Genomic DNA, 22,731 nt, shown 5'->3' with positions numbered 1-22,731 from the left:
GTGTTCCGCGTCGAACCAGTGTGCTCACGGGTTCTGCAAGCGCTTACATTTGTATCATCCGCGTGACAATAATGCGAGAAGACGGTTGGTCATCGATATCAGTTCGTGACTTCCCACAACGGTGGAAGCGCTTCCATGCCCTAACCCCCGTAGACTTTCGACATGGCTGATTCATCCTTCGACATCGTGAGCAAGGTCGACCACCAGGAGGCCGACAATGCCCTCAACCAGGCCCGCAAAGAGGTCGAGCAGCGCTACGACTTCAAAGGCACCGACGCCTCGATCGCCTGGAGCGGTGAGCAGATCCTCATCAAAGCCAACTCCGAGGAGCGCGCGAAGGCCGTGCTCGACGTGTTCCAGTCGAAGCTGATCAAGCGCGGGATCTCCCTGAAGAGCCTCGACACGGGTGAACCGACGGCCAGCGGCAAGGAATACCGCATCGTCTCGAGCCTGAAGGACGGGATCTCTCAGGAGAACGCGAAGAAGATCGGCAAGATCATCCGCGACGAGGGCCCCAAGTCGGTGAAGTCACAGATCCAGGGCGATGAGCTGCGCGTGCAGTCCAAGAGCCGGGATGACCTGCAGGAAGTCATCCGGATCCTGAAGGCAGCCGACCTCGACGTCGACCTGCAGTTCGTCAACTACCGCTGATCCGCCCCGAACACCTCCGTGGTGGCGGCTAGGCGGATGCCGAGTCGTGGGGCTCGGCCGACTCGTCGAGCTGACGCAGGCGTTCGATGAGGTCGGTGACCTGCGCTTCCGTGAACAGGGCATCCGGCCCCTCGGAAGCGATTCCCGTGAATGGGTCTTCGTAGAGTCGACGCGGGTCGAGGTGGCCCGCGATCGTGAGCTGCTCGACGATGAGATCGACGAACACGTGCTGGCGGTGTGTGAAACCGGATGCCGCCACGAAGTCACTGAGCGCGGCTTCGGCCGCTGAACGATCGAGCCCGACGATCGAACGGATGAGTCGCCCGAGGCCGCGTGCTTCGTCGGCCTGAGCGCGCAGCTGCTCGGCATCCACTCCCCCGACGCTGATGAGGATCGCCTCGAGTTCGGCGAGATCGACGGCGGTGAGTTCGCGTCCGGTCCGAAGCTTGCGCAGCGCGAGGTTGTCGCGATGCGCCACGAGGAATCCGAGGATCTTCTCGCGAAAAGCGCGACGGTCCAGCCCCGGCATGACCCGCGCGATGTCGACGTCGCGGCGCTCGGCGATCGTGTCGGCGAAGTCCGTGTACATCGGATGCTGGCCGCTGGCATCGATCAGACGCACGAGCCCGCGCAGGCCTATGCGGACAGACTCCAGATAGGTGAGGCTCGCGGCATCCCACCACTCTGGATCGGTGATGGCGCTGAGCAGCGCAGCCTGCTGATCAACGGCCGGGATGCCGCGGCGCTGAAGCAACGCGGCAGCGACGTCGCCGACCCGTGCAACGATCAGCTGCGGCACCGGGTCGCCGCCGGCAACGGCGACCTGCGCCTCGAGCAGCAGCAGGTCGAACCTCTTCGCCGCTTCGTCGGTGTCGGTTTCGGAGGCCGTCGGTAGTCCCGCGAGGGCGGCGGCGCCATCCACGTCGGCGGGAGTGAAGTGCTGCCACGCCTGGGCGGGGGTGAAACGGTCGACGGCGCGCAGATGCTTGCGAACGAGGAAGTTCTGGCGGTTCATGCCTCCCACCGCGGCGTGAAGGCGCGTCGCGAGCTGGTCACGCAGCGGCGCAGCATCCGTGTCGTCGCGACCCGCGAGCAGTCCCAGCAGTCGCAGGCGTGCGAGGAACGCGCGCTCCGAGACGGATACCGTTCGATGACCGGAAGCCTCGGGAATGTCGGCGTTGAAGTACTCGATGTTGCCGCACACGTCGAAGATGATGAAGTCAGTCTTCGGCTTGCCGGGCCCGTACAGGTCGGGACGCAGTCGGGTGCCGCGTCCGACCATCTGCCAGTACTTCGTCTGCGAATGCACCGGCTTGAAGAACACGAGGTTGACGACATCCGGGATGTCGATGCCGGTGTCGAGCATGTCGACGGAGATGGCGATGTGGGGCTTCGCGCCCGGGGTCGAGAACCTGTCGATGAGGTCCTGAACGTAGGGCCCCGAGGCGTGCGTGATGATCGCCGCCGTCTGGCCGCGTTGCTCGGGGAAGTTCGCGTCGAAGCGTTCCTGGATGAACTCGGCGTGCTTCTGGTTCTTCGCGAAGATGATCGTCTTGCCGAGCACGTCGCCGCCCTGGACGTACTGTCCCTCATCGACGAGGATCTCGAGGACCTTGTCGACGGTGTCTTCGTTGAACAGCCAGCGGTTCAGGACTGCGGCATCCACCTCGTCGGGGATGTCGCCGTCCTGCCATTCGAGGGCGTCCCACTGCTCGCGTTCCTCGTCGCTGAGGTCGGCGTAGCGGATGCCGCGACTCATGAACCCGAGGTCGATGACGCGAGCTCTCGGCGGCACGAGGAAACCTCCCGCGATCGCGTCGTCGAGTTCGAAAGCGTCGGTGGGTACTCCATCGTCGAGCTCGAAGAGTCGATACGTGTTGTGGTCGATGTCGGCTCGGGGTGTTGCGGTGAGACCGACGACGAGCGCGTCGAAGTAGTCGAAGATCTCGCCGTACCGGTTGTAGATCGATCGGTGTGCCTCGTCGACCACGATGAGATCGAAGTAGCCGGGGCCGAAGCGGCGCAGGTTGTCGTCTCCCGCGTCGATGAGGTTCATCACCGTCGCGTACGTGGAGACGAAGACACGGCCCTCGCTGTCGCGGTCGGTGAGCAGGTTCACGGGTGCACTGTCGGGCAGGTGCGTCTTGAAGGCGCCGACCGCCTGGTTCACGAGCGCGGTGCGGTCGGCGAGGAACAGCACCCGCTTGACCCAGTTCGCGCGTTGCAACACGTCGACCAGCGCGATCACGGTGCGGGTCTTGCCGGTACCGGTGGCCATGACCAGCAGCGCTCGGCGCCGCTTGTGCTCGAACGCGTCGCTCACAGCGCGAATGGCGCGCAGCTGGTAGGACCGCTCGACGATTCCCCGATCGACCGCGACGGTCTCGAGGGGTCTGAGCATCGTGCGCCGCTGCACGGCCAGCAACAGTTCGTCTTTCGTGAGGAATCCTGCGACCTTGCGTGGAGGGTAGCGTCGGTCATCCCAGTACCAGGTGTCGTACCCGTTCGTGTAGAAGATGAGCGGGCGCTGGCCGGTGTCGCGTTCGAGGGCATCCGCGTAGATCGCGGCTTGCTCACGGCCCTCTTTCGCGCTCGTCGAGGTGCGCTTCGCTTCGACGACGGCGAGCGGCTTTCCGTCATCACCCCACAGCACGTAGTCGACCTTGCCGGTGCCCGACGGGCTCGGGATGCCGGTCACCGGCCACTCGCGGTCGCGGGCATCATCGAGCGGCCAGCCCGCTTCGTGGAGCAGCAGGTCGATGAGCTGTTCGCGGGTCTGGGCCTCGGTCGCGTCGGTCGGATCCGCGATTTTGTGCGTGGTGCTGCGTTGGGCGTTCTCGGCCTTGAGCCGCGCGATGTCTGCGCGTAACTCCTCAATTTCGGCCTGCGCTTTGGCGCCGAGCGCCGCCGCTTCGCTCAATTGCGCACGGGCGTTGTCGAACTCGGCTTGGATTTTGAGGAGTTCGCTACGTGCTTGTCGTACGACTGACTCGGGTGCCGGTGGCACGCGGTCGAACGCGAATGGTGCCGGCTGCGGTGCTGCCGGGTCGCCATAGCAATGGTGAAGCCAGAGGCACACGCGGTGCAGCTGCTCGAGGGAGCCGCGCGCCCGCGCGAGCGGCATCTCGTCATCCTTGTGGACGGCGTCGTTGCCGACGAGACGGATGATCTTGAGGCTGCCGCAGATCGAGTCGCCGACGGTGTCGCGGAACGCCCTCTGCGCGGTCAGGTTGGCGAAGGTGTCGTCGTAGGGGCGCTCGAGGTTCTCGGCGGAGTAGATCCAGGCGGTGAAGAGTTCGGCAGCGCGTCGAGCGTACGTGGCGGATGCCCGCGGGTCGGCGCGTAGATAGGCTTCGGCGCGCGCAGCGGCGTCACCGACCTGCGGCCACGCCTGCGCGACGAAGTCGAAGTTCCCCACCGAACGGCTCCTCTGTCAGGAGTCGCCGGCCGACCCCTTGAGCCGATGCTACTGGGACCGTCAAGCCGCGTTGGGGTAGAAGGTGGGGAGGTGTCGTTCGGGCTTCACGATGTATCGGCGCCCGTGTGGGGATACCCATTCCAGGGACCCGTCACCCAGGTGGGTGATCTGCCACCCGCCGTGATGCTTCACGGTGTGGTGGCCCTGGCAGAACGGTGCCGTGTTCGTCACCGATGTTTCCCCGCCGTCTGCCCACGCGACCGAATGGTCGATCTGGCACTGCGACGCCGGTTTCCCGCATCCCGGTCCCATGCACCGGTCAGCCCGCCACTTCACCAGTTTCGCGAGCTCCGGTGGTGGCCGGTACTTTGTGCGCCCGACACTGATGACGGCCCCGGTTTCGGGGTGGGTCAGCACCCGCATCCACCCTGACGCGTTACCGGCCAACTCCCGGGCGGTCTCGATCGGGATCGGGCCGACCCCCTCCACCTCCGCCGGGTCGGTCACCCCGTCGACGCCGAGGAGCGCGAGGGCGGGGACGGTGACGACAACGGTCGCGCGGATGCCGCGCGCCTGCTTCGGGTGTTGGGGAACGGTCCCGTCGATGAGGAGGTCGCAGAACACGTCAGCGCGGATCTCATCCAGACTCCGTTCCGACCCATCCCCCCGCTCCCCTCCCCGGGTCGCACCGCGGTCATGGTCACGGATCACCACAGCCTTCTGGGTGACCCGCCCGTAGATCGCGTGGGCTTCCACCGACGGGACCAACGCGTGAACCCACGACATCGAATCCCCCGCCGGCTCCACCAGGATCCGACGCCCCCGCACCGCGACCTGGTGACGTTCCGTCAACGTGGGGGCGGTTTCCCGGTCAATCAGGCGGCGCAACGCACGCCGAAACGACCCCACCGGCAGCGATTCCGCGAGCTCCAGCGCCCGCCCCACCAGGCCCGCGGCGACATCGGGGTGGAGTACATCGAGGTCATCGACGAGGATCTCCGCGTGACGGACCGTCACCCCCGCACGCGAGAGCGACTCCAACACGGCCGGGTAGGAGTGGACGAGTGATTCGGCGCGGGAAAGCATCATCCCCGCCGCGTTCTCCGTGATCCGCAGAGCAGACGCAAGCTCGAGCCGCAGGGAGCGCATCACCAGCTCCCGGGACCCACCCCCATACCGGGACACATCGTCCAGGGCTTCCAGGCGGAGGTCATCGACCCGCGCGAACCGTTGCGCAGCGAACACCGCCTCCAAATCGGCAGCCTCCAACACCAGGGCGACAGCGTCCGGACGCGGCGGAACCCACCCGACCTCACCATCCCACTCCCGCACATCACCCTCATACAGGAACACGTCAGCATCCGGACCCTCGGGCCGCTGACCCGCCTCGCCCATGCCAACCTCATCCATACCCCGACACTACGAGGGGGTTCCGACATTGATCCGGCCGGTGTCGCTGCACGCAATGTCGGAGGGGTGGTGTGTCCTGTTCGACTGGCCAACGGCCGGTGACGTGCGCTGGGGGCGCGCGCCTAACCCGTACCGAAAGGCAATCTCATGTCTGAGACCAGCAACACCCCACCATCGTCCACTCCGGCAGGCTGGTACCCGCATCCGGGCGCCGAGGGCGCGCCCGGCTCCGAAATGTACTGGGATGGAACCACCTGGCGCACCGACCTCGTGCGCCAGCCCGGCGCAACGGACGCCGCCGTCCCCGCGCACGCCACCGTCACCGCTCCCTCGAAGCGGCCGTGGTACACGCGCAAGGCGGTCATCATCCCAGCCGCAGTCGTCGTCGGACTGATCGTCATCGGCGGGATCGGCAGCGCGCTGGGAGGCGGCCGGTCGACTTCGGATGCCGCACCCGCCGCACCGGTGCGCACGACCGAGCAGGCGGCCGCCACCGCCGAGGCCGAGGCCGAGCCAGCGCTGATCATCGTACCGAACGTCGTCGGCATGGATGGCGCATCGGCTCGCGCGGCTCTCGAGGCTCTCGGCATCCGTGTTTCTGCCGACGGCGACGAGTCGATGCCGGTGATCGCGCAGGATGTCGCCGAGGGCGCTCAGATCGAGGAGGGTGCGACCGTCACCCTGACCCTGGAGGAGAAGCCGCAGCTGACGCTCGGTCAGCAGAACGCGATCAGATCTGCGCAGTCGTACCTGGACTTCACCGCCTTCTCACGCGCGGGCCTGTTCGAGCAGCTCACGAGTGAATACGGTGAGGGATTCGAGGCTGCGGATGCCGAGTTCGCCATCGCCCATCTCGAGCAGAACGGACTCGTGGATTGGAACGCCGAGGCTGCCGAGTCCGCGCAGTCATACCTGGACTTCACGTCGTTCTCACGGCAGGGCCTGTACGAGCAGCTGACGAGTGAGTACGGCGAGCAGTTCACTCCCGAGCAGGCCGAGTACGCCCTGACGGCCGTCGGCTACTGAGCAGGAGCTGACCAGGCGACGAACGGGGCTGTGGATGCTTGGTGACGGTATCCACAGCCCCCGAGGTCTGCGACCATGGCGCAATGGCGTTCTGGTTCAAGAGGAAGACCCGCGTCGGTGTGTATGTCGATGCCTTCAACGTGTACTACGGCGCGCGCGACCATTGCGGTCGCGGGAAACCAGGATGGCGGTGGCTAGACCTCGTCGGCCTCGGCGAAAGCATCGCGCGCGACCGGATGGGGCAGCGCACTCGGGTGGTGTCTCTCGACTACTGCACAGCCCTCAGAGTCAAAGAGGGCGACAGTTCGTCTGCGCGCGACCAGACGCTCTACATGAATGCGTTGCAGATCGATCCGAGGGTGAGAGTCGAACTCGGACAGTACAACGTCAAGAACGGCAAGGGTGTCCTCATCGGTCCCCCGGATCGGAAGCGCGCGCCCAAGCGCGTGGTCTCTCCCGGTGTCGATCACATCCCCAGCTGGCTTCCTGCCGATGAAGTCGTTGGGCCCGAGGGAGACATGAACCTTCTGGTGCGCTTCTCATCTTTCGAGGAGAAGGGGTCGGATGTGAATGTCGCGACCCGATTGCTCGTCGACGTTCTCTCTCGGCGTGTCGACTGCGCGCTCGTACTCTCCAATGACGGCGATCTGAGCCTGCCGCTAAGGATTGCTCGACAGCATGTTCCCGTCGGGCTCATCAACCCCACAAAGCGGCCGCTGTCTCAGATGCTCAAGGGCGAGGCGACGGAAGGTGTAGGCAGGCACTGGTGGCAACGGCTCACGGCCGATGACTACCGTCGGCACCAGCTGCCGCCTGTGACAGGTGGCTTCGCAAAACCTGAGGACTGGTGACCCACAGGGGGTGCTCCGTGTGTCATTATTGCTACACACCACCCAGTTCTCTCCCTCCGGGGAGGGGCTGGGTCTTTTCGTGCAGGACACCGTAACCGCTCCGACCTGGGTGTCGGTCAGCTGAGCACCTCGCGCCGAGGAGCGCCGTCACTGCGGGTCCGCGAGGGGCTCAGCGTCACGCTCAGCCGCGAGTTCATGACGCTCCTCATCGGTGTGCCTACCTGATCGACGATCGCATTGAGTGCGCGCAGCCGCTCGATGATGGGTGCTCGCGGCTCGTTCAGTTCGGAATGCAGCATCTCAGTACACCTTCTGCAGGAGAGAGCAGTTTTGCAAGCCTCGCTCACAGGGGTCAAGAGCCCAGGCGACCCTGATCGTCCCGGGGAGCAGATCAGAGCTCACCGCGGAACGCGCGGTGCTGGAGGGATGCGAAGAGTTCGTCGAGTTGAGCAGAGCTACGCTCAGCAGCGCGGATCGAATTGCTCACGCCGTCGACTTCCCGCACGACCTCGTCCTGGATGGCGGGTGGCGCGAGGCGCATTCTCAGCGAGCGGACGCTCGTGGCGTTGAGGGTGTTCAGACCTGACGTCGTGTTGGCGACGCGACGAAAGTACTCGCGGGAATCAGATGAGTTGAGGACCAGTTCCAGAAAACGACCGAGAACTCGCTCTGCGTTTGGCCGCAGGCGGAACAGGTGATTCTGATGCGTGAGATCCGCCGAGGGGAGCTCGGTGACCAACGCGGCTCTGCCGACTTCATCGAGGTTTCCGTGACCTTCAACCACTAACAAGTCACCGAGCCGGATGCGCGTGCGTTCGAGTTCGGCTTGCGTCACGCCGAGATCCTTGATTTCGGTCAGATCGATAGCGCCTCGGAACACGTTTGCAACTCGCAGGTATCCTGCCCTCCGCGGAAGCGTCGCTCGGCGGGCGCTCACTGTCAGACCGCCCTGAAGCGAGGCAACGTCTCCCAGCGAAACCGACTTCCACCCGCGTGAATCGCGTGCGGCGAGGACCTCGCCGGGAACGGCGCGTAGCAGCCGAAGCGACGCATGTCTCGCCGAGCGGAGGGCATCGGCCTCGTCGAGGATTGCGGCGATGCGGCGCTGCTCGGGGAGAGGCGGGAGCGGGATCGGCCACTTAATAAGGTCCGACTTACGCAGTGATGGGACTGACGTTGCGCTCGCAATCGAGCCTAAGTCGATGCTCTGCAAGAAGCGGAACACATAGCGCGGCTCTACCTGCTTGCCGGGGACCGCGGCCATGGCGTTGTTGTCGATGAGAACCGGCACGAGAGTGTAGGCCCGCGCATTCAGCCGTAGCGACTCCCCAATCTTGGCGAACAGCGTACTTCGGGCTGGCAATGGCTTCGCGCGAAGCGCTTGAAGATCAGCATCTTCAACGTAGTTCCGGGCGGCGACCATCTCGCCGCCGGTTCGTGATGCTTCGGCAATGTCTCCGACCTTCGCAAACGGGTACTGACCCGCAATCCGGCCCTGAAGAGCAGGAGGAAATGTGACTCCGGCACGAAGCTCAACAACGTCCCCCAGCGGCACGGTCTGCCACCTCACGCGAGCATCTCCCGCAGGCGCTTGAGGCCGTCCTGAATCTCGACTTCGAGGGCATCCAGTTCATCGAGGATCTCCGCCGGCGACCGGTGCTCGACCTCCTCGATCTCGATCTCCTTGTAGCGGTTGAGGCTCAGGTCGTAGCCGTTGTCGACGATCTCTTGCTTCGGCACGAAGAAGCTCTGGTCGGTGCGCGCCCGCGCAGTCTCGGCATCCAGGTTCTGCCACCTGGCAAGCACGTCGGGAAGGTCGTTCGCCTCGACGGGGGTGCGCTTGTCGTCGAGCGTCATGCCGTCGGCGCGCACGTCGTAGAACCACACGCGGTCGGTGCCGCCCGACGAGGTCTTCGTGAAGAGCAGGATGGCGGTCGAGACCCCGGTGTAGGGCTTGAACGTTCCCGAGGGGAGCTTGATGACGGCATCCAGTTTGTGGTCATCGATCAGCAGCTTGCGCACTGCCTTGTGGGCGTTGCTCGACCCGAACAGCACACCCTCGGGCACGATGACCGCGGCACGCCCGCCGTTGCGCAGCATCCGGATCATGAGCACGAGGAAGAGCAGCTCGGTCTTGCGGGTCTTGACGAGCTTCTGCAGATCCTTCGAGACGGTCTCTTGGTCGAGCGACCCGGCGAACGGCGGATTGGCGAGCACGAGCGTGTAGCGGTCATCGCCCGGATGCCCCTCCGACAGCGAGTCCGCGCGCTCGATCGTCGGGTTCTCAACGCCGTGAAGCAGCATGTTCATGCTGGCGATGCGGGCCATGGCGGCATCGGAGTCGTACCCCGTGAACATCGGGCCGTTGAAGTGGGCGCGGCTGGCGGCATCCGCCCACAGCTCGGGGTGATGCTTGCGCAGGTACTCCTCGGCGGCCACGAGGAACCCCGCGGTTCCGACGGCCGTTATGTGTACGTTCGGTCAGTGTCTCAACGACCCACCCGACTGCACCCCCGGAGCATGATGTATCTGCGTTTCGTCGACCACCAACTCGCCCCCTCAACCGACTTCGACGCGCGCGCCAGCGACATCTACTCGCGCACCCGTTCGCTCCCCGAGGGGATGCCGATCCTTCTTGACGATCGGTGGCGGCCGGTTGAGCCGTGGTTGACGTACTTCCGGATCGTCGCAGCGTCGACAGACCCGGCGACGCTGCGCGCGTACGCATACGACGCCAGGCGGTTTGCGTCGTTCCTCGCCACGCGACAGACCGACGTGATCCATGCGTCGAGCGACGACATCGTCGCGTTCCGCGAATGGCGGCTGAGCGGCTCCGAGCGCCCGGTGTCGCCGGCGACGTGGCGACGCGACGTGGTCGTGATACGCGGGATCTATCAGCTGCTCACTCAGACCGGGCAGATCCAGCGCGAACCGTGGATCACCATCGGAAGGTCGTCGCCGCTCCGGATGCGTTGGAGGAGCGAGCCCGACATTCGGCCGCTGACGCAGGCGCAGTGGCGCACGTTCCTCGACGTCGGTCTCGGCGGACGAACCGCCGCGGGCGATCTGGACGAGAGTTGGCGGGGCACAACGAGCCTGCGTTCAAAGGCGGGCGCGCAGCTGGCCGTGACGACGGGGATGCGCCTCGGTGAGTTCTCCACACTGCTCGACGCTGAAGTCCCGCCGCCGACGGGCACCGGCATCTCCGTCTTGCTCGAGGCGTGCGCGAAGTACCAGAAGCGTCGACGCGTCCACGTCCCCCTCACGACGCTTCGGGCGGTCGATCTCTACCGGCAGACGGAGCGCCGAGCGGTCGTCCGCGCGTCAGCTGCCTCCCTCTGGCGACGCCGCTCCGAGCTGTTCGTCGTCGACGAGATCGACGTGTCGGCAGGCATCCTGCGAGGCCGGGTGAATGGGCGGCGATCGAGATGGCGGCTGCACCAGCTGCCTCCGCACCTGCGACGAATTGCCGTCATCGAGCGGGACCACGGGATGGAGGCGCTGGGGCTGTTCGTCGGTCGAGGCGGTTTGCCGATCAGCCGCAGGCAATGGCACGCGACGTTCGAGGCTGCAAGCGGGCGTGCTCTGAGGCTCGCTCAGGACGAGATGGGCGGTCGCCGTGCACGGATCACTCCGCACGATCTGCGCCACACTTTCGCTGTCGTGCTCCTGAAATCGCTGACCGATGTGGCGCTGGCCCGCGAGGCGGAGCGACGGGCAGGCAACGTGGGACCAGCCACGATCTCCGAGCACATCGCCATCAACCCGCGACTTACAGTGCAGCGGCTGCTGGGGCACTCGAACCCGGCGACGACCATGGTCTACCTGCGCTACATCGAGGACACCGATGCGCTCATCCAGGACGTATTCGAGAGCTGGAGCGACGAGGGCATGACATACGCGGACGCAGTCCTCGCTGATCGGAACGTCGCGTGACGAACATCGACCTCACCCCGCGGCAGATGCTGTTCGTTCTTCCGACCGCGAACGTCGATGGAACACTCGCCCCGCTCGACTTCGCACACCCCGTCCTTGCGGCTGAGCTCGCGGACGCGCTGATCGACATGCGTCGAGCCATGGGTCACACCGACGGCACCGCGTATCAGTACCGCCGGGCGCTGATGAGCCTTCTGCGCGGTCTACCTGACGCTTGCCCGCGAACTGTGAGTCTCGCAACGCCGGGACTCGCCCTCATCGACGCGTTGCACGCGTGGGAATCCGCGTTGGCCGGCAACTACCCGCCAGAGAGCGCGATCCCGTACAAGTACGGCAGACAGATCCGCGCTCTCGTCCGCGTCCACGCAGCGAACGGTCGTGACGTCAGCGACGCCACGCTCCGTTGGGCGCAGGCGCACGTGCTGCACCAGGGCGGCGACTCCACGCCGCTCGATGAGTTCTCGAACGCGGAGCGACTCGCGATTCGCAACGCCTGCCGCGCCCGAATCCGCGAATTGGAGGCTCGTCTGGCAGTCGGACGTCGGCTGCTCGCCAGCGCAGACGATCCCCGAAGCACAGGGTGGGAACGAAGCGCCGATGTCCTGTGGGGCATTCGCCATCTCGGACGACGTCCCGGAGCATCGATCGAGGCTGATGTCCTCCGCGCGTGCGCATCGGGTGTGCTCGACGACCTCCACGACGACTTCGCGCTCGAACAGTCACCGGTCCGCGCCAATGCCGGCCGGATCACGCGACGACTACTGACCCACCTCTATCCGTCCAGCGAGGACCTCGTTGCGTTTCGCACACTCCTGCAGTTGGAGAGTGGTGCGGCGCCGGAAGAGTGGTCGGACGTTCGACTCACAGACATCGAGCACACGACAGACTCGGTCCGCGTACGGCTCCACAAGGCGCGAGCCCACCGAACTCGAACCGTGCGATGCGCGATCACCGGGTCTCGCGATGGCACCGGGTGGAGAGCAGGGGATCTCATACTTCGCCTGATCGCTGTCACCGAGGCAGCTCGGGAGGAGGCAAAGGAGGTGGGCGGCTCCGACGCGGACGCCTTGTTCATCACCGTGCAGCGCACCGCGTCCAGGCATCTCGTCGCGCGCCAGGAGTCATTCTCGCGCCGCCCCTTCACGTCGCTTCTGATGGCGATCTCGCCCGAGATATCAAAGCCATACGATTCCCGCCGGCTACGCAAGACAGTGAAGAGTGTTCGTGCAGCAGTGCTCCGCAGCGCTGACGCCGCGGCGGGAGACGACCACAGCATCGCTGTCTACCAACGCCATTACGCGCAGTCGACAACCGTGCATGTTCTGGCCGGCAACGCAGTCAACGCGGCGCAGAGTCAGGTGTTCGATCGAGTACGAGGGCCGGTCTTCGTTCGTGCTGCGGCCAGCACCGTCGACGACGCAGCAGGCGACCTGGGTGCTGCCGCAGCCGCCGAGTTGGCCTCGAGCGCCACTGACCAGGGAATCAACGTGACTCAGTGCACGTCACCGTACGAATCGCCCTTCACGCCGGCGGGGCGGCTCTGCGAGCATCGGCCATCGATGTGCTTCGCGTGCCCGAACGCGATCGTGTTCGCAGATCACCTGCCGCGAGTCCTCGCGTACCGAGAGATTCTCCGCGGTCACGAGAACGAGATGCCCCCGGCCCAGTTCGCGGCGGTACACGGTCAGCAGTTGGTCAACGTCGAACGCATCCTCCACGAGTTCTCCCCGACGGAGATCGAGAACGCGCGGACGGCGTGCGAGACCGCCTCTGTCCATGTGCCGCTCACCCAGAGAGGAGTCCACCTGTGAGCGTCGATCGCGAGTACTCTGCCGAGCCGGTGTCGCTGTTCGCGAGCGACTACTGGGCGAGCGACACGGCGGTCATCTCAGATCGACACCTCGAACATGACTTCCCCATCCCCTTCTTCGGAGATGAGGATCGCTGGGACCTCAGCGCCCTGGGGTGGAACCCTGCTGCGGGCCGCCATTCCGCGGTGCTGTTGTTCGACTCGTTCATCGGTGAGTGGAACCTTCGTGCTCGCGAACTCGCAATGGCACTTCTCAACCCTGTGCATCCCGTGCTGCGCGGGCAGATGATCTATCTGCGAGCAACGCCCGCCCATGTGAAGACGATCCGTTCCAAGCTCGAGGGCCTGAAGCGGTTCGCCGCGTGGTACGCCGACAACCTCCCTGACACTCCACTCCGTGATCTCCATCAGTCGCACCTCGACGGCTTCCTCACTGAGGTCAAGACGATGGGGATCCCCTCCAGAACGCGACAAGCAGTCGATGCTGTTCGCGAACTGCACACCTACGCGGCAGTCCTCTCTGGCGGAGGCATCCCATTCCGTCCATGGGGAGATCTCCACACGATCGCGCTCAGCGGGCAGAAGTCCAGCGCCGAGCTGAGCACGCCGGTGATTCCACCGCAGGTGTGGTGGCCGCTCCTGCGGGCGTGTTGGCAGTACATCAACGTGTTCTCGCACGACATCTTTGCGGCCGCCGCGGAATGGTCGGCGCTCGACCGCCCCAAAGCCGAGCGCGTGAAGGTACGACACCCCGAGGACACGCTCGCGCGATGGATCGTAACGCCCGGAAATCGGGTGCCCCTGCATCGGATGACGTACGGCAGATTCCGCGAGGGCGAGATCCACTGGACACTTCTTTCCTTGCTCGTCTCCGATGGGCACAGCAAGCAGATGTTCTCCGAGTTGGACCGTCCTGACGTCCTCCGCCGACGTCAGGACATCGTCGACGCGATCGGCTCCGGCACGCTCGCGACCGCGCGCGGTGGGCTCGCCACAAAAGCGACGGCGATCGAACGCGCCGATGGATCCGTCGGTCCGTGGATCGACGGATTCGACCCGGCGACGATCCGAGTCCAACTGAAGCTCCTCCGCAACGCGTGCTACGTCTTCTGCGCGGCTCTCACGATGATGCGCGACTCGGAACTGCTGAGCATCAAGAAGGGAGCGCTCACCACTTCGTACGGGGCGCCCGCCGTCACCTCCCAGCTCCGGAAGGGTCGGCGTGGGACCCAGCGACGCAACTGGTGGATCATCGAACCCGTTGCGCAAGCAATCGCCGTCGCGGAACGACTTGCTCTCGGCGACGACGTCTTCAGCTCTGTTCGACGTGAACATCGAGCGCACGACGGAGCAGGTCGGTTCGATCGTCACAGCGAGCTGAAGCAGTTCATCTCTCAGCTCAATGGTCAATCCGCGGATGCCGGTCTCGAACCGATCCCCGCGTTCCAGCTTGCACCGCACATGTTCCGGCGGACGATGGCCGTGATCACCGCGCAACAGCCAGACGGCGAGATCGCCCTCGGCATCCAGCTCAAGCACGCAGCGCGACGCGCCGTCGCGAACGGCACGACCTCCGGGTACGCGAGCGAGACGCCGGAGTGGGCCGCGGAGTTCGAGCATGAGCTTCAGGAAGCTGTCGCGTCACGGTTGGTCGGCGCCTGGTCTTCTCACCAAGACCACGAGATGAGGCTCGCAGGCGCAGGCGCACAGCGCTTCCGAGACGAGCTCGAGAAGGTCGAGGCCGTCGCAAGCAACGAGGTCAAAGTCGGCGACGAGCGCACACTGCGCGCACTCCTGCGCGATCGCTTCAGCACGCTCCGATGGGGAACCGTCAACCACTGCCTCGGCATCCCTGAGCAGGCGGCGTGCTTGAAGGGGCTGCCCGCCGAAGCGGCCGCAGGAGGCGTCATGCCTAATCGCTGCCAACCCACCGCCTGCGGCAATTCCGTCGTCACCGAGGAGCACGCGCCGATCTGGATCGCGGAGGAACGCGACCTCGTCGCGAAGCTGCGCGACCGAAAGATGGCACCACACAATCGCGAACAACTCGAGACAGAACTTGAAGACGTTCGCCGTATCACGAGGAAGTTCACGGATGCCTGAGATCTCTGCCGCGACCGAACGCCGACTGCGCGACGCGATGGAGCGCCTGCTCACCGGCGCGGCGATCCGCACCGACGGACGCCTCATCAAGGAGAACCTCTATCGCGAAGCTGGCGTCAGCCGCGCCACCATGAACCGTGCGACTGCGGTCATGGATGAGTGGGCACGTCGCGTCGACGGGTCCCAGCCGCGAGATCGTGAGATCGAGTCGTTGCGAAGCTCGCTGGCCGATCGTGCAGCCCAGATCAAACAGCTCCGCGAGCGAGTGAGCAGCCTCGAAGCACAGCTGACGATCGCCGCGACCGCCATCGCCGAGCTGCACGTCGAGAACCAGTTGCTGCGTGGCGATGACCCGAGCCACAACGTCACTCCGATGAAGCGCCCGAACGCGGACTCACGCCGGGGATGACGGGCGCTGCTGCTGCTCGTGTCATCGCCACTTCGGAGGTCGGGTGTACGTGGTCGCGCCGACGGTGAAGCTCTCGGGCAGAAGAGCCTGGCGGATCTTGTCGCGACCGATCTGCGACGACGCGGGCATCAGCTGCTTGAGTTCGCTCGAGAACCGCTTGGGTGGGAAGGCGGCGCCGATGAACATGTGCGGGCGGAATTGTTTGGCCGCCCTGACCGCGGGCGCAAGATCGCTGTCGGCGCTGATGATCAGTGCCGAGTCCATCGCGTTCGCAGCGGCGTCGCCCACAAGAGCAACGGCGATGTTGACGTCGGTCTCCTTCTCCTCGTGCACCGTACGCGTTGCGCGACAGTTGAAGCACGTCACGGTCTTCGCTTGATATCGGCCCTGCGTGACGCTGAAGACGTTGGTGTGACGCGCAGCGACGGCTGCCTGATGGTAGGCCTGACGACTGGCCGCGCCCGCATCGCCCAGCACAGGTGCGGTGAAGTACTTCACCGCGACGATGTGGCTGCGTGGGCGCAGGCTCTGCGCGAGTGCGACGAAGTCGATCCAGAGCGTCGAGCGTCCGAACTTGTCGTGCATGCCGTGATAGAAGTTGAAGCCGTCGATGTAGACGATGAGGCGCTCGTGCGGCGGTCCAGGAACGGGTGAGGCTGACAACAGACGACTCCAAATCGGTGCACGAGGTGATCACCTTCCTACCAGCGATCGTGTGTATAGTGTGGATACACCCCGCCCGGTTGTTCATCCCAACCGTGGCCCGACGCCCTCCCTCGTGGAGGGCGTCTTTGTGTCCGAGCCGGGTTGTCGAGCCATCGAGATTGCCATACAGATTAGGCCTTACTGCAGAGGCCTACTCGTGACGCTTGATGGGTGCCTTCCCCCGCGACCTCGCCTGATGCGTGGGACCACTACGCTCGCGAGCTCGGCCAGAACATCCAGCGGGAACGAGCGCGTGTCGGATACAGCCAGGACCGTGTGGCGTACGAGTCCAACCTGAGCCGCTACACGTACCAGAAGCTCGAGAAGGGTGAGTCGAAGCCCGGAACTCCCGCGAATCCGACCGTCAAGACTCTGCTGGCGGTAGCTCAGGTGCTCGACGTTCAGCTCACCGACCTCTTGCCCAGCGTGACGCCCGACCTCACGATCCGCTGAGGCACTTCGGCGTTGCGGGTGACAGCCCGCGACTACCAGGAGAGGCCTAATCTGTATGGCATTCTGCACTGTATGGGCGCTGCGGAACTCAACCAGGAGTCGTTCGTCATGGCGGTGGAAGATCCCTACCTCACCGCCCTGATCGGAACGATCGAGGAGCCCGCCGGATCCAGCACCGCAGCCCAAGCCGGCAGGCTGACGATCGCATGGTGGGACACACATGGCACTGGGCCGTCGTGCGCCGAACTCTTGAACGCGATGTTCACGAGCATCGCGTGGGACGACGTCATCGAAGACCCGGGACGGACACTCCTCGAACGCCGTGAACAGACCGAGCTCATCCAGCGCTGGCTGATCAGCTACTGGACCCGACTGGGCGCGATCGCCTTCATCCCCGGACACGACGACGTCGTACGGCCGGGACGAATCTATCCCGAGCCGGAGACTGACTGATCCATCACCGCCTGATAGGTTGGCCGGTTCTACGTCGAGGAGGAAGCATGCGCGAGATCTCAATCGCAGGCCGTACGGTCACGGTCTCGCTCGTCGCGACCACGCACGGCGAGGATGGCGATATCCAGCGCTACCTCGTCGAGGTGTCGGGCTCGGACGCCGCGACCCACCTCTCGATTCTCCGCATGACCAGCGCAGTCGATGCACGCGCAATGGCGTCGGCGATCGAGACCGAGCTCCTGCTCGACTATCCGGGCAGTCGTGACGACGGAGTCCTCCGCGATCCGAGCGTTCGCGCCTGGCGCGACGAGCATCGGACCGCAATCGAGGCCGCTCTCGGTCAGCTGCGTGACGAGATCGCTGGGATGCCGCCGGAGCCGGTCAGCGACCTCGAACGAACGCTGCTTCGCGCCTTCGAGATGGATCCCGACGCCCCGGATCCTGGCGATGCGTGAGTACCCCTGGTTCGACTTCGACCAAGTCGACTTCGTGACCTCTGACACCCACTTCAGTCATGCCCGCATCAGCGAGCTCGCCGACCGTCCCTTCTCAACCGTCGCGGAGATGGATGCCGCGCTGATTGGCCGGTGGAACGACGTTGTCGCTCCTGACTCCGTCGTGCTGCACCTGGGAGATCTCGCGCTCGGAGCGATCGCTGAATCCCTTCCGCTCACCGCACACCTGCACGGACGCCGACTCCTCGTCCCCGGCAACCACGATCGTGTCTCGCCCGCGACGCAGTCGAAACGGGCGATCGAGCGATTCCTGCCCATGTACGAAGCGGCGGGCTGGGAGATCCTCCCAGAGGTCGTCGAGGGCACCCGCCGCGGGTACCGGATCATCGCTTCGCACTACCCCTACGCCGGCGACAGCCAGGAACAGGATCGACACACTTCGCATCGCCCGCGCTGGGACGACGGCATCCCGCTCATCCACGGGCACACCCACGCACGGGACCATGGCCCGAATGGGCATCAGTTCCACGTCGGCGTCGACGCCCACGACTTCTCACCAGTCCCGTTCAGCGTGATCGACGGCTGGATCCTGAGCCTGCCGGGAATCGAGACTCGGCTGCAGACAGCGGTCCGCGAGGCTCGAGAGGTCCTCGCCGACCTGGACGATACGCCCCCACTCAACATGGACTTGATGTTCTTCATGCAGGCGTACGACGAAATTCACATGCACCTCGAAGAGCTGCTGGCGGCCGTTGACGAAGTCGGGCACCTTAATGGCGACGAGGGCAAGGGGTCCCGATAGGATCGGCCATACCCGGATAAATCCGGTTCAATCCGCATGGGGGCGTGAATGTCCGAGCCGTGGCTCTCTGCCGACGACATCGCTGAGCACTTGGGCGTGACCAAGGACACGATCTACGCCTGGATCTCCGACAAGGGGATGCCGGCGCACAAGGTCGGGCGTCTGTGGAAGTTCCAGGCGAGCGAGGTCGACGACTGGGTACGCAGAGGGGACGCAGGATCTCCGGACTGACCCAGTCGGCCGCGATGTCGGCGGCACGACGTATCCTGATCGACTTGCCATTTTCCAGGGGAGGAACCACGTGGACGCACCTGCGGTGACGCTGGCATCGCTGCGCGCCGGGCAACGCCTGCGCGGTGTCCTGCCCGGGCAGCCGGTGACACTCGTCGGCGTGACACCGCTGGACGACGCGCTCGTCGAGATCTTCTTCCGCGATGACTCGGGTCGGACCGGCGAACGCACCATCACCGAGCTCGATGCCGGCAAGCTCGAACTAGTCACGGAGCTGGGTAACGCGCCCGCGTTCGACGGCGACCCTGATGAGTTCCGCCTCGCGGCCGAGGCGCTCCGCATCAAGTACGCCGCGCTCTACGACCCGATGGCGGCGGTGAATAGCTCGGACGTCGATCCGTTGCCGCATCAGATCCGCGCAGTGTACGAGGAACTCCTCCCGCGAATCCCGCTGCGGTTCCTCCTCGCTGATGACCCCGGCGCGGGCAAGACGATCATGGCCGGCCTCTACCTCAAGGAGCTCATCCTCCGCGCCGACTGCGAACGAGCGCTCATCGTCGCGCCCGGCGGCCTCGTGGAGCAGTGGCGGGAAGAGCTGTCGCAGAAATTCGACCTCTCGTTCGAGATCTTCAACCGTCAGATGGTCGACGACGCGCAGGGCCGCAATGTGTTCGACGAGCACCCGTTCCTCATCGCACGGATGGACCAACTCTCCCGCAGCGATGACCTGATCGAGCAGCTCTCCGACGTCACCTGGGACGCTGTCGTCGTCGATGAGGCGCATCGCATGTCCGCGCACTACTCGTCATGGGCGGGTCAAGTCGACGAGACGAAGCGGTTCCGGCTGGGGCGGCTGCTCGCCGAGACCGCGCACAACTTCCTCCTCATGACCGCGACCCCGCACGCAGGCAAGGAAGAAGACTTCCAGCTGTTCATGTCCTTGCTGGACCGCGACCGGTTCGAGGGCCAGTTCCGCGCCGGCGTGCACCGCACTGACACGCGCGGCCTGATGCGGCGCATGGTGAAGGAAGAGCTCCTCACCTTCGAGGGCAAGCCTCTGTTCCCCGAGCGTCGCGCGTACACGGTCGAGTACGAGCTGAGCGACCCCGAGCGTGAGCTATATGAGCTGGTGACCGGCTACGTGCGCACCGAGATGGGTCGTGCGGAACGGCTCGCGCAGGCGGGCGACAAGAAGCGCGGCAACAACGTGGGGTTCGCGCTCACCGTGCTGCAGCGACGCCTCGCCTCAAGTCCGGAGGCGATCCTCCGATCGCTCGAGCGACGCCAAGTGCGACTCGAGACCCGTCTGCGGGAATGGCAGCGCGCGACCGACGAGGCCCGCTACAGCACCTCCATGACTGCGTCTATTGACGAGTGGTCAACCGGCCGCGTCGCACTCGACTTCGAGGACGCCTCCGCTTCGGCGCCAAGCTTCAACCCCGACGAGTTCGATGACCTCGATGAAGAAATCTCCGAAGAAGAACGAGCACAGTTCGAGGCCCGTGTCGACCAGGTGGTCGACCTTGCCACTGCGGCCGAGTCGATCGGTGAACTCCGCGCTGAGATCGCGATCCTCGAAGACCTCATCCGCGTCGCGCGCCGCGTCCGGTTGCTGGATGACGACAAGAAGTGGGTGGAGCTGCGCACGATCCTCGACGACCAGCTAGCCGAGGTTCTGCAAACGCACTCGCCTGTGAACATGCGCGTGCGCGCGGTTTCAGTCTACTCCCATCTGTGGACGGTGACCTTGCCGACTGTGCGGCCGTTCTCGACCAACTCGTGCGCCTCGCGGAGTGTGGTCGGTGAGATCGGCGCGAGTGTCGTTGTGGCCGTGGTGCGGATGCGGCCCTGATCTACAAGGTCAGCGACAGTGTTCAGGAGCTGGTGCTGTTCAATCATGTCCGGGGTCTGCCTGAGCGGGCGGGTGAACATCAGTTCCCAGTGCCAAGCGATGCTCTTGCCCTTGAGCGGGAACACGTCGCGCGGACCGTCGTCAATGGCGACAATATGCCCGAACGCTCGAACGATCCGCGCATAGGTTTCGATCTGCCCCGCGGAATGCGCGGTGAACAGCCAGTCCACGCCATCCTGCGCGACGGCGAGCACCTGCTCAGCCAGGTCGTCGCGGTGGTTCACCACATGCTCCGCGCCCAGGTTGCGCACCCAGGCGGAGCGTTCATCGTCGGAGGCGGTGGCGATCACGGTGACGTTCGGCAGGAGCGCGTCGGCCAGTGCCAGCATGATCGATCCGACTCCGCCGGTCGCGCCGATCACCAGCAGGGTGCCGGTCGAGTCCTCGGTAAGGGCGAGCCGCTCGAACAGGGTCTCCCAGGCGGTGATCGCCGTCAGCGGCAGCGCAGCAGCGTCGGCAAACGACAGCACCTGCGGCTTGCGCCCCGTAATCCGCTCATCCACAACATGCAGGCGCTGGTTCGTACCTGGCCGGTCGATGCTGCCCGCGTAGTACACCTCGTCACCCGGAGCGAACAGCGTCACCGCTGAGCCGACCTCGCGCACCGTACCGGCGGCGTCGAAGCCGAGCACCTTGAACCCGTTCGCAGGAGCGCCTTCCCGCAGTTTCACATCGACCGGGTTCACCGAGACCGCCTCGACCTCGACCAACAAGTCATGCGGTCCAAGTTCGGGCACCTCGACCTCGCGGGCGGTCAGCGCCTCGGGGTCGGTGGCGGGGAGGTTCTTCTCGTATCCGATCGCAGTCGTAGCCGTCATGCCAATTATGGTTCCCCAGACCTACTGGTTACCGTCAAGGCAACCTAGTACCCATCGGATACCATGAACGTATGAGTCAGACCGTGGATGAGTGCGACCGGAACGACGTGTACGCGGCCATGTGTCCGTGCCGCGACATGCTCGACCTGCTCGCCAACAAGTGGAGCGCCCTGGCCATCGGTGCGCTCGAAGACGGGCCGCAACGCAACGGGCAACTCAAACGACGCTTGGAAGGCGTCAGCCCCAAGGTGCTGTCCCAGACCCTCAAGCGTCTCGAAGACCACGGCCTGCTCACTCGCACCGTCTACCCCGAGGTTCCCGCTCGCGTGGAGTACGAACTTACTGACCTCGGACACAGCGCAGCCGCCCCGTTGAAGCATCTGCGCGACTGGGTTGAACACAACGTCGGAACCGACCAGTAGCGACCCCCTCGGCGCTACATCGAGCCAGGAGTCCCGGCCTCCGCGTAATACCGCGTCAACACAGACGAGGCGTCGCGGTCGCCGTCACCGGACACGACAGAGTTCAGCAGGTACCGGTACCCGTCACCGGTCGTCATCACCCTAATTGATAACGTCACACCTAGAAGGTGCGAAGTAACCGACGCGCGAGCACAGGAGCGCTTCTGTCATTTCGAAGGCGAGACTTCGCGCGATTGGGATTCGCCGGGCCATCCTTCTTCTCTTTCGTCGAACGTCACCGCAACACCGTGTCGCTGGGGTTCGTGAAATCTTCTTCCGGAAGCGAAACCCAGGTACTGCGCCATGAGGAACTCGCCGCAGCGATGCACAGGCGTTCGACAGTTCGGTCGCACGAACCGATCGTTTGTTAACGGACGGCACTGTACGTCGATCGAAAGTCGCGCCGACACCCCCTGCGAATTCGCGTCGCGGGATAGTTTGCCAGGATCCGGCGATCAGCGTGGTGCGCATCAAGGAGGTGCGCAGCGGCCTCAGCACGAGGAGCCTGCCCGCGAGGCCGACCACCCCGCCCCTAGGAACGGTAGGAGTGCGACGTCGGGGCGAGCTGGGGGCCACCCCCCGAGACCGAAAGTAGCACCGCAGCGACGATAAGCGCCACGCCAACCAGGGTGGTCGTCAGCTCCCCGACCAACGAACCGATCCATCCGCGTTCCTGGAGGTCTCGGAACATCCTTATGCTCAGCCCGAACGTTCCGTTCGAGCTGCGAACCGATCGTCTCGATGCGTCGTGGCAGACGCCTCAGCTGTCCACCGATGACCTGGAGTTGCACGCGGCCGTCGGCGAACATCTCCCTTGAGTCCATCGC

At 65.1% G+C, this 22,731-nt stretch carries 21 protein-coding genes and 1 pseudogene; 14 read left to right on the top strand and 8 right to left on the bottom strand.

Annotated elements, in window-relative coordinates; genetic code table 11:
• Window positions 1-162 precede the first annotated feature (162 nt).
• Window positions 163-651, top strand: a complete 489-nt coding sequence (locus LL236_RS06195) for a YajQ family cyclic di-GMP-binding protein (RefSeq protein ID WP_228177902.1) — start codon at window positions 163-165, stop codon at window positions 649-651.
• A 28-nt stretch (window positions 652-679) separates the two neighbouring features.
• On the opposite strand, the gene LL236_RS14995 is transcribed toward LL236_RS06195, so the two are convergent.
• Both LL236_RS14995 and LL236_RS06185 read right to left on the bottom strand, forming a co-directional pair.
• Entirely contained in the window at window positions 680-4,069 is a 3,390-nt protein-coding gene (locus tag LL236_RS14995) for a DEAD/DEAH box helicase family protein (protein WP_228177901.1), read from the bottom strand.
• Window positions 4,070-4,129: 60 nt separating this feature from the next.
• Window positions 4,130-5,479 carry an HNH endonuclease signature motif containing protein gene (locus LL236_RS06185; protein ID WP_228177900.1) on the bottom strand — a complete coding sequence of 450 codons (1,350 nt, stop codon included), beginning with the start codon at window positions 5,477-5,479 and terminating at the stop codon, window positions 4,130-4,132.
• Window positions 5,480-5,626: 147 nt separating this feature from the next.
• Here LL236_RS06185 and LL236_RS06180 point away from each other — a divergent pair, with 147 nt between their 5' ends.
• On the top strand, window positions 5,627-6,505 hold the full coding sequence (locus LL236_RS06180; protein ID WP_228177899.1) for an Ltp family lipoprotein: 879 nt from the start codon (window positions 5,627-5,629) through the stop codon (window positions 6,503-6,505).
• 41 nt (window positions 6,506-6,546) lie between these two features.
• A complete protein-coding gene (locus tag LL236_RS06175) occupies window positions 6,547-7,356 on the top strand; it encodes an NYN domain-containing protein (protein WP_228177898.1) in 810 nt (269 codons plus the stop codon).
• 116 nt (window positions 7,357-7,472) lie between these two features.
• On the opposite strand, the gene LL236_RS06170 is transcribed toward LL236_RS06175, so the two are convergent.
• The 3 genes from LL236_RS06170 to LL236_RS06160 form a co-directional block, all read right to left on the bottom strand.
• A complete protein-coding gene (locus LL236_RS06170; RefSeq protein WP_228177897.1) occupies window positions 7,473-7,655 on the bottom strand; it encodes a hypothetical protein in 183 nt (60 codons plus the stop codon).
• 92 nt (window positions 7,656-7,747) lie between these two features.
• The gene (locus LL236_RS06165) at window positions 7,748-8,926 is read right to left on the bottom strand and encodes a restriction endonuclease subunit S (RefSeq protein ID WP_228177896.1); all 1,179 of its coding nucleotides are present in this window, start codon (window positions 8,924-8,926) and stop codon (window positions 7,748-7,750) included.
• A complete protein-coding gene (locus tag LL236_RS06160; protein WP_228178031.1) occupies window positions 8,923-9,825 on the bottom strand; it encodes an HsdM family class I SAM-dependent methyltransferase in 903 nt (300 codons plus the stop codon). Before LL236_RS06160 ends, LL236_RS06165 begins: the two co-directional genes overlap by 4 nt.
• 51 nt (window positions 9,826-9,876) lie before the next feature.
• On the opposite strand from LL236_RS06160, the gene LL236_RS06155 reads away from it, so the two are divergent.
• Genes LL236_RS06155 through LL236_RS06140 form a run of 4 tightly spaced genes read left to right on the top strand, consistent with a single transcriptional unit; the run spans window position 9,877 to window position 15,614 of the window.
• Window positions 9,877-11,292, top strand: a complete 1,416-nt coding sequence (locus tag LL236_RS06155) for a tyrosine-type recombinase/integrase (RefSeq protein WP_195692253.1) — start codon at window positions 9,877-9,879, stop codon at window positions 11,290-11,292.
• Window positions 11,289-13,103: a hypothetical protein gene (locus LL236_RS06150; protein WP_195692254.1), complete on the top strand. Its 1,815-nt coding sequence runs from the start codon at window positions 11,289-11,291 to the stop codon at window positions 13,101-13,103. The genes LL236_RS06155 and LL236_RS06150 overlap by 4 nt, the downstream gene beginning before the upstream one ends.
• Entirely contained in the window at window positions 13,100-15,205 is a 2,106-nt protein-coding gene (locus LL236_RS06145) for a hypothetical protein (protein WP_195692255.1), read from the top strand. Before LL236_RS06150 ends, LL236_RS06145 begins: the two co-directional genes overlap by 4 nt.
• On the top strand, window positions 15,198-15,614 hold the full coding sequence (locus LL236_RS06140; RefSeq protein ID WP_195692256.1) for a hypothetical protein: 417 nt from the start codon (window positions 15,198-15,200) through the stop codon (window positions 15,612-15,614). The genes LL236_RS06145 and LL236_RS06140 overlap by 8 nt, the downstream gene beginning before the upstream one ends.
• Window positions 15,615-15,635: 21 nt before the next feature.
• On the opposite strand, the gene LL236_RS06135 is transcribed toward LL236_RS06140, so the two are convergent.
• The gene (locus LL236_RS06135) at window positions 15,636-16,277 is read right to left on the bottom strand and encodes an NYN domain-containing protein (protein ID WP_036295197.1); all 642 of its coding nucleotides are present in this window, start codon (window positions 16,275-16,277) and stop codon (window positions 15,636-15,638) included.
• A gap of 213 nt (window positions 16,278-16,490) precedes the next feature.
• Between LL236_RS06135 and LL236_RS06130 the strand changes: the two genes are divergently transcribed.
• The 6 genes and pseudogenes from LL236_RS06130 to LL236_RS06105 form a co-directional block, all read left to right on the top strand.
• Window positions 16,491-16,772 carry a helix-turn-helix domain-containing protein gene (locus tag LL236_RS06130; RefSeq protein WP_036295200.1) on the top strand — a complete coding sequence of 94 codons (282 nt, stop codon included), beginning with the start codon at window positions 16,491-16,493 and terminating at the stop codon, window positions 16,770-16,772.
• 72 nt (window positions 16,773-16,844) lie between these two features.
• On the top strand, window positions 16,845-17,225 hold the full coding sequence (locus LL236_RS06125; protein ID WP_195692257.1) for a hypothetical protein: 381 nt from the start codon (window positions 16,845-16,847) through the stop codon (window positions 17,223-17,225).
• A gap of 47 nt (window positions 17,226-17,272) precedes the next feature.
• Window positions 17,273-17,680 (top strand): hypothetical protein, encoded by a 408-nt coding sequence (locus tag LL236_RS06120; RefSeq protein WP_195692258.1) that lies wholly within the window; start codon window positions 17,273-17,275, stop codon window positions 17,678-17,680.
• Window positions 17,673-18,482: a hypothetical protein gene (locus LL236_RS06115; RefSeq protein ID WP_195692259.1), complete on the top strand. Its 810-nt coding sequence runs from the start codon at window positions 17,673-17,675 to the stop codon at window positions 18,480-18,482. Before LL236_RS06120 ends, LL236_RS06115 begins: the two co-directional genes overlap by 8 nt.
• 48 nt (window positions 18,483-18,530) lie before the next feature.
• The gene (locus LL236_RS06110; RefSeq protein WP_036294314.1) at window positions 18,531-18,713 is read left to right on the top strand and encodes a helix-turn-helix domain-containing protein; all 183 of its coding nucleotides are present in this window, start codon (window positions 18,531-18,533) and stop codon (window positions 18,711-18,713) included.
• 367 nt (window positions 18,714-19,080) lie between these two features.
• Window positions 19,081-19,668 (top strand): annotated as a pseudogene (locus LL236_RS06105) (DEAD/DEAH box helicase); the annotation flags it as partial.
• Between the two features lie 767 nt (window positions 19,669-20,435).
• Here the strand turns inward: LL236_RS06105 and LL236_RS06100 are convergent.
• Window positions 20,436-21,443, bottom strand: coding sequence for a zinc-binding alcohol dehydrogenase family protein (locus LL236_RS06100; RefSeq protein WP_024476678.1), 1,008 nt, complete (start codon window positions 21,441-21,443; stop codon window positions 20,436-20,438).
• Between the two features lie 71 nt (window positions 21,444-21,514).
• Between LL236_RS06100 and LL236_RS06095 the strand changes: the two genes are divergently transcribed.
• On the top strand, window positions 21,515-21,865 hold the full coding sequence (locus LL236_RS06095; RefSeq protein WP_024476679.1) for a winged helix-turn-helix transcriptional regulator: 351 nt from the start codon (window positions 21,515-21,517) through the stop codon (window positions 21,863-21,865).
• A gap of 14 nt (window positions 21,866-21,879) precedes the next feature.
• On the opposite strand, the gene LL236_RS14830 is transcribed toward LL236_RS06095, so the two are convergent.
• Window positions 21,880-22,002: a hypothetical protein gene (locus LL236_RS14830; protein ID WP_267189609.1), complete on the bottom strand. Its 123-nt coding sequence runs from the start codon at window positions 22,000-22,002 to the stop codon at window positions 21,880-21,882.
• Window positions 22,003-22,731 lie beyond the last annotated feature (729 nt).

The sequence above is a fragment of the Microbacterium schleiferi genome (assembly GCF_020781975.1).
Lineage (GTDB): Bacteria > Actinomycetota > Actinomycetes > Actinomycetales > Microbacteriaceae > Microbacterium.
Note: the sequence above shows the minus strand (reverse complement) of the source record. Positions and strands in the feature narration are given on the sequence as shown.

What these genes read in the sequence shown, in the direction of transcription:
- LL236_RS06195 (WP_228177902.1), top strand. Translation starts at nt 163, where the DNA reads ATGGCTGATTCATCCTTCGACATCGTGAGCAAGGTCGACCACCAGGAG.
- LL236_RS06185 (WP_228177900.1), bottom strand. Translation starts at nt 5,479, where the DNA reads ATGGATGAGGTTGGCATGGGCGAGGCGGGTCAGCGGCCCGAGGGTCCG.
- LL236_RS06180 (WP_228177899.1), top strand. Translation starts at nt 5,627, where the DNA reads ATGTCTGAGACCAGCAACACCCCACCATCGTCCACTCCGGCAGGCTGG.
- LL236_RS06170 (WP_228177897.1), bottom strand. Translation starts at nt 7,655, where the DNA reads ATGCTGCATTCCGAACTGAACGAGCCGCGAGCACCCATCATCGAGCGG.
- LL236_RS06155 (WP_195692253.1), top strand. Translation starts at nt 9,877, where the DNA reads ATGATGTATCTGCGTTTCGTCGACCACCAACTCGCCCCCTCAACCGAC.
- LL236_RS06140 (WP_195692256.1), top strand. Translation starts at nt 15,198, where the DNA reads ATGCCTGAGATCTCTGCCGCGACCGAACGCCGACTGCGCGACGCGATG.
- LL236_RS06125 (WP_195692257.1), top strand. Translation starts at nt 16,845, where the DNA reads ATGGGCGCTGCGGAACTCAACCAGGAGTCGTTCGTCATGGCGGTGGAA.
- LL236_RS06120 (WP_195692258.1), top strand. Translation starts at nt 17,273, where the DNA reads ATGCGCGAGATCTCAATCGCAGGCCGTACGGTCACGGTCTCGCTCGTC.
- LL236_RS06115 (WP_195692259.1), top strand. Translation starts at nt 17,673, where the DNA reads ATGCGTGAGTACCCCTGGTTCGACTTCGACCAAGTCGACTTCGTGACC.
- LL236_RS06110 (WP_036294314.1), top strand. Translation starts at nt 18,531, where the DNA reads ATGTCCGAGCCGTGGCTCTCTGCCGACGACATCGCTGAGCACTTGGGC.
- LL236_RS06100 (WP_024476678.1), bottom strand. Translation starts at nt 21,443, where the DNA reads ATGACGGCTACGACTGCGATCGGATACGAGAAGAACCTCCCCGCCACC.
- LL236_RS06095 (WP_024476679.1), top strand. Translation starts at nt 21,515, where the DNA reads ATGAGTCAGACCGTGGATGAGTGCGACCGGAACGACGTGTACGCGGCC.
- LL236_RS14830 (WP_267189609.1), bottom strand. Translation starts at nt 22,002, where the DNA reads ATGACGACCGGTGACGGGTACCGGTACCTGCTGAACTCTGTCGTGTCC.